This is a genomic window from Nostoc sp. NMS7 (genome assembly GCF_017115085.1).
GTDB lineage: Bacteria > Cyanobacteriota > Cyanobacteriia > Cyanobacteriales > Nostocaceae > Nostoc.
The window spans coordinates 1-5,750 of the sequence record NZ_JABXKJ010000106.1; the positions used below are offsets into that span (position 1 = coordinate 1).

A 5,750-nucleotide genomic window follows, 5' to 3' on the forward strand; every position below is an offset into this window, starting at 1 on the left:
TTCATTGGTTTGAGGAGATGATGTCATGTTGACTATTTTAGGCTTTTTAGAGTTAGTGTAATTAAATATGTAAAGTTTTGTATTAGGATTCAACATTTCTGGGTGTATGCTTATCAGCTTTGGCTTTTTCATATTCTTCAGCCGCTTGTTCTAAAAAGTGACTGAATTCTGTGTGATGATAGTTTTTATGTATATCTATGGGATTAAAATATCCTAGCAAGTCTTCATTAGTAGTCCAATTGGGAGCAACAGGAACTAAAAGATATTTAGCACCAATAGCTTCAGCGTATGCTTTTGTTAACCAAGTTTTTCCTGTTCCGCTAATTCCAGAAAGAATTACAAACTTTCTTGTTTTAAGTGCTAAGTGATAACGGCGCAGTACACTTTCAGATATTTGTAGTTTTTTAGAGCATACATTTTGATAAATTACTGAAAACTCTGGTTCTGAATAGTCTGGATGAATTGTATTGAGAAGACGTTGCGCTTCTTCATGATTATCCACATCTTTTTCCTTTTCAAATAATTCTACTGCTATGCGTAAATCATCAATTACTTTTTGGGTAGCATCCCAATTTTGAAAAGAGACAATTAGTGGAAGTATCTTACTTCCGAATATTAACCATAGTAAACTAGAAGACTGTACTACAGATTCACAAATTTGAGATGCTATTGCTTTTAGTTTTGTCTCAAATTCTAAATACGCACCTCCTCGGTGATAATAGGCTAGAGCATAGTTAGAATTTATCGATATTGCTTGGTTGTAATCTTGAATAGCTTCATTATAATTATCTTGTTTGCGATAAAGATTTCCTCTACTATCATGAGCCTCAGCATTTTTCGGCTGGATGAGTAGTAATTGATTCAAGTCTAATATTGCACCGTTGATATCTCCCAATTTAGCTTTTGCTTTTGCTCGATACTTGTAAGCATCTCCTAAATTAGGAGCGTTTCGTATAGCGATATCAAACGCTATAATAACATCTATATATGCAGCTTTCTCATAAAGCCTTAGCCCTTGATTATAAAGATTTTTAGCTATATCTAAATCCTCTTTTAATATGTATCTTTTAAGCTGTTGAAGAGGATTATCTTCAGTAGCAACTAAGAATAAAAGGAAAACTCTCTCCAGTGTTTGCTTTATATCCTTAACTAATTCTTCTGGAGAAGAAGCTAATACTGTTTTTGGTGTTAGATGTTTGCTAATTTGAATATTTTTTGTAGCGCTTTTTAACCAACCTACTACTCCAAGCCAATCAGATAAACGATTTAATTTACTAATTCTTGTACTAGATTCAGAGCGTAAATATAAATCATCTATTGGATTCAGATGTTGGAGAAGTATTTCTTTAATTTTTTTATTTTGAATATTTTCGATAAATTTTTGTCTGGCATCGCTATCTTCATTGATAAAAAGACCAAAACGAAAATCATCTTTTTCAATAGAGATAAAAAAATTAATGTACTTAAAATTGTTTGTTGTTTTTTTAGAAATTAAATAATAACCTATAAGGCTACTATGATAGGACTTTTCTATGGTAGCATTCTGTACATCTAATTTTTCTATAATTTGAATTGGTAGTTGAGCAATCACATAAATATAAATTTGATGAAGAGGTTTTTCAATATATTCTTGAAACTCTTCTTCATGATCTGAATAAAAATCTTCACTTGAATTATTTTTAAAATTTTCAAGTAGTTGAAAAGTCTGATATGTAAATGGGCAATCTGGATGTGGCGTAACTTCTGTCATCTTTCTCAAGACTGTTAACTGAAATAACTATTGTAATAAATTAGACATAAAATCACCACTACTTAAAAAGGTGAGGTAAGTCCATAATACATCTGCAATTTGTTGGAGTCAGTGTTTTTGGTGTTGCGATCGCACTTACACAAGCAACTGAGTTAATGCTATCGGAGTTTTTATTCTTTTCTTCTGCGTCAACTTCTCCACTCGTCAGAGGAGCTTGCAATCAGTGATGCACATGAAGTAAAACATAGTATCTTCCCGAATCGTAAACTGCTCTCACAATAATCATAACTGGTGATTGCAGCGCCAAAATATACCTAAAGTCGAATTTAGTTAGCAAAATGGCTTATGACTTACTCAAAATGAGCTTTTGCTTTCTAATTTGGGTGTTTTCCGTAAGTAAAATAAGCTTTTACTTACTCAAACCCCAGTTTGCTTACTGATTTTGGTGTTTTCCGCAAGCAAAATGAGCTTTTGCTTTCTAATTTGGGTGTTTTCCGCAAGTAAAATGAGCTTTTACTTTCTCAAACCCCAGTTTGCTTTCTCATTTCAGTAATTCGCGCATTTATGACAATGATCGCCTTTGTAGCAAAACCATTGCAGATTTGCCGGAATTCTCTCAGGCTAATCTATACGGAAATTTACTAAAGTAAAGAATATTAACCGTACTGTATTACAAGGTGTAGATCATGGCTCGTAGAAAAAGAACTTCCCTAGTGCTAGAAAGAGCAGTGCGTCGTGCGGCTAGCATAAACTCAATTGATCGAAGTTTGGATTTAGGCAATGGACTCACCTTACCTGCCTTCTCAACTATGATCGAAACGATGCGAACTAGAGAAAATGCATATAACAGTGCCCTTTCCAGCCTAGATAAATTGTACCGTTAAATGCTGGAAACAGAAGACGAGTTGGGAGATATGACAGAACACATGCTAATGGCAGTGTGGACTCGATATGGCAAAAGCAGTGTAGAGTACGGTATGGCGGGGCGGGAGGAATTCCTAAGAACCAGCGCCGCAAAGGGCTGCGAGGCGAGTCGCCAACTCTCAGTGATGAGCAACCGTCATTCGTTGCCACTGTCGAGGGCAACAATGGAAATAAAACAGCAGCGATCAGCTAGGATATGCGCTAGTACTCAAAATTCTGTAAAGTGGAAATAATTGTGTAGACGCAAAGTAGCCCATCGTAGACATCGCCCAAAACATAGCGATGTCTACGATGGGCTATTTGGTGACGCACTGTAGCCGAATCGGATTTAGTTAAGCCAAAATCAGGGGCAAAGAAACCCGGTTTTTGCAACCTCTTAAGCAAGTGCGATCGCACTTGCTTTATTACAAGTTATTTTGAAACAGTTCTAGAACATGTTGCCAAGCATTAGGAGTAGCTTCAGGATTGTAACTTGGGTTCTGGGTTATGAATGGGTATTGGTCTTTAAAAAATCCGTGGAAGAATCCGTGTCCAGCGTCGTATCGGAATACACGATGATTTATGTTATGTTTCTTTAATTCTGCCTCAATTTGCTTGTTTTCCTCTTGCGAAATTAAGGCATCTCTTGTACCAAAAAACGCATAGATAATACCTTTAATTTCCGAGGTGCGATTAATGGTTGGAGTGTCTTCACCATAACTAGCAGTGGTAATCCCACCACCGTAAAACGAAGCTGTTGCTTTGATATCGGGTAACGTTGCAGCGATGTAAGCAACATGACCGCCAAAACAGAAACCAATAGCGCCGATTGCATTATCTTTGACATTGGGTAAAGTTTTTAGGTAAGCAATCGCTGCTTGAATATCGCTTACAATTTCTTGATACTTCACTTGTTGATAGTATTGCAAGCCAAGCCGATAGCCTTCTGGGCTATACCCAGCATCTTCTTGGCTATACTCAACCTCAAAACCAGGAGCAATACGTTGATACAGCGTGGGTGCTATTGCCAGATAACCTTGTTTAGCGATTAATTCGGTGATATCCTTAATGTTGCTATTGACGCCAAAAATTTCTGGAAAAACTTAACCGCGCCAAAGGTTGCTTTATGTGCTGGTTGAGCTAAGTAAGCATCGATTTCTAAATCATTGTTAGGTACTTTGACATAGCAAGTGTTAATTTCGATGTTTGTTGTTTCTACCATCTTTGTTTCGGCTGATTTTATCCCAATTCATCTATTCTGACTGTTTTTTGACACCAATGGGCGATGTCTACAACAGGCGGAAATACCAGGACTATTGCTCTGCTCAATCAAGGAAAATTCCTTAACCTCAAGCATGACCTTCCGGCTTTGCTGCTGTGAGCAGATCAAATAAATTTCTAACTTTTGAATAGATGGCATTTCAAACTTCTGGATGATGCTAAGGGTTTTTGATTTGTGCGACCTTACATAAGGTAAGCATAAAGACTCAAAATTAAAAAGCACAAGAAAAAACAATGCCCGATCAATCATTTAGGAATAACATTCCAGAAATTGACCCAACGGAGATTGAAGATACTCGAGCTGCGATCGCTGACGAACATGGCTCGTTTCTGGAAAAGGTGATGGTTAAAGCCGGATTTGCAGATCCTTATGATGCAAGAGACTTTACCGAAGTTGTGTTTCGCGTTATGCGCGACTTAATGACCACGGACACAATTGATCGCGTTGAGGGAGAACTGCATACAGAGTCTGTGCCTACGGATGAGAAAGCACTCCAGTTAGAAGTGGCAGAACTCTGGAAAGACACCAATCCCCTTGTGAGATTTTTAAGTCGAATTCGTCAACCTTTAACAGGCCCGGCTCCCCTTGGAATTGATTCCAATCTATTTCTCAGGCGGGTTGCTAATGAAGGAGGACTCCCAGGAACAGTCGAGGTAGAGCAGGCAATTAAAGCGGTGTTTTCTGCCACCAAAGACGAACTTTCTCAAGAGCGGATTCAGGAAATTGCAGGCTGCCTGCCTGACCGTATCCGTGAGCTTTGGGAGCAGCCTTAATTAGAAGTCTAGAAAAAGTCAAGTCTGTTTGCGAGTAATGATCACAAACAGGCTTTCTATATAATAGGTTTGTTGATTCACAACCATTAATGTAGAAGAAAGCGATGTCTACGATGGTTACTGAGCCCTTCGACAAGCTCAGGGTAACACTTGCCGTTCGCGCAGCGTCTCGTAGAGAAGTACAGGCTGTGACGCTCGTTGCGCTAAAGCGTCTCCCCAACTCTACCAGACGCTGCTTCGCGTTGGGAGAAGACTCGCTCTCCGTGGCGCTATCGGTGAGACCCAAACTCTTCAAAGGCATATTGGAAGTAGATAACTTCTAACACTTCAACAAATGCTAAAGTATATTGTCGTAGACATGCGATCGCAGCATAATATCACCTCACAACCATATCTGTGACAAAATTATATTGTTATATTGCCACCATCGATTTGATGGATTATCCTCTCCCACCTGTGGAACAAATTCTCGGATTTTTAGTTTGGATGGTTCAAAATAGTTAATAGATGTTACAGCTACATTCGTGGCAGACATCGTACTGCTCTGCTCTTGAGTATGTTCGACAGAATTATCGCTCTTATATTATGAATTTTAACTTCTAACTCACAAACAAATCTGTGACAAAATAATATTGTTGTCTTATAATAAATACCATCGCCAACAACCTATGATTTCTACCATCTCGCGCCGTTACAGTTTGGATGAATATCGTGCGATCGAAGAAAAAGCCGAAGGACATAGCGAATATCGAGATGGAGAAATTGTACCCATGGCCGGAGGAACACTCAAACATAGCCGCATCGGTGGAAACATTTTTGCCTTTTTCAAGTTTATACTGCGTGATACTCAATTCGAGCCAATTAACAGCGATTTGCGGCTGTGGATTCCTGAATATCGACGTGGAGTATATCCAGACGTGATGATTTTTGACGGCGAACCGCAACTCAATGGCGATCGCTTAGATGAAGTTTTGAATCCAACGTTGACAGGACTTACGCAACTGGCACAAGCAATGGTGCGCGAAGCGCACCGAGCGCCCAA

5 protein-coding genes and 2 pseudogenes are annotated in these 5,750 nt (G+C 38.7%); 3 read left to right on the forward strand and 4 right to left on the reverse strand.

What is annotated here, in order from left to right; translation table 11 throughout:
- Positions 1–82: 82 nt before the first annotated feature.
- On the reverse strand, positions 83–1,750 hold the full coding sequence (locus HWQ38_RS11135; RefSeq protein ID WP_292793228.1) for a tetratricopeptide repeat protein: 1,668 nt from the start codon (positions 1,748–1,750) through the stop codon (positions 83–85).
- Between the two features lie 686 nt (positions 1,751–2,436).
- Between HWQ38_RS11135 and HWQ38_RS11140 the strand changes: the two are divergent.
- Positions 2,437–2,867, forward strand: a pseudogene (locus tag HWQ38_RS11140) (hypothetical protein).
- A gap of 8 nt (positions 2,868–2,875) precedes the next feature.
- Here the strand turns inward: HWQ38_RS11140 and HWQ38_RS11145 are convergent.
- Both HWQ38_RS11145 and HWQ38_RS11150 read right to left on the reverse strand, forming a co-directional pair.
- A complete protein-coding gene (locus HWQ38_RS11145; RefSeq protein ID WP_292793231.1) occupies positions 2,876–3,070 on the reverse strand; it encodes a hypothetical protein in 195 nt (64 codons plus the stop codon).
- Between the two features lie 8 nt (positions 3,071–3,078).
- Positions 3,079–3,875: pseudogene (locus HWQ38_RS11150) on the reverse strand (dienelactone hydrolase family protein).
- 293 nt (positions 3,876–4,168) lie between these two features.
- On the opposite strand from HWQ38_RS11150, the gene HWQ38_RS11155 reads away from it, so the two are divergent.
- Positions 4,169–4,708, forward strand: a complete 540-nt coding sequence (locus tag HWQ38_RS11155) for a DUF2267 domain-containing protein (protein WP_292793234.1) — start codon at positions 4,169–4,171, stop codon at positions 4,706–4,708.
- Positions 4,709–5,090: 382 nt separating this feature from the next.
- On the opposite strand, the gene HWQ38_RS11160 is transcribed toward HWQ38_RS11155, so the two are convergent.
- On the reverse strand, positions 5,091–5,243 hold the full coding sequence (locus HWQ38_RS11160; RefSeq protein ID WP_292793238.1) for a hypothetical protein: 153 nt from the start codon (positions 5,241–5,243) through the stop codon (positions 5,091–5,093).
- Between the two features lie 133 nt (positions 5,244–5,376).
- Here HWQ38_RS11160 and HWQ38_RS11165 point away from each other — a divergent pair.
- On the forward strand, positions 5,377–5,750 hold a 374-nt coding region (locus HWQ38_RS11165; RefSeq protein WP_292793236.1), incomplete at its 3' end, for a Uma2 family endonuclease.

Excerpts from the sequence above, each read along its gene's own strand:
- HWQ38_RS11135 (WP_292793228.1), bottom strand. The coding sequence starts at position 1,750 with ATGACAGAAGTTACGCCACATCCAGATTGCCCATTTACATATCAGACT.
- HWQ38_RS11155 (WP_292793234.1), top strand. The coding sequence starts at position 4,169 with ATGCCCGATCAATCATTTAGGAATAACATTCCAGAAATTGACCCAACG.
- HWQ38_RS11160 (WP_292793238.1), bottom strand. The coding sequence starts at position 5,243 with ATGTCTGCCACGAATGTAGCTGTAACATCTATTAACTATTTTGAACCA.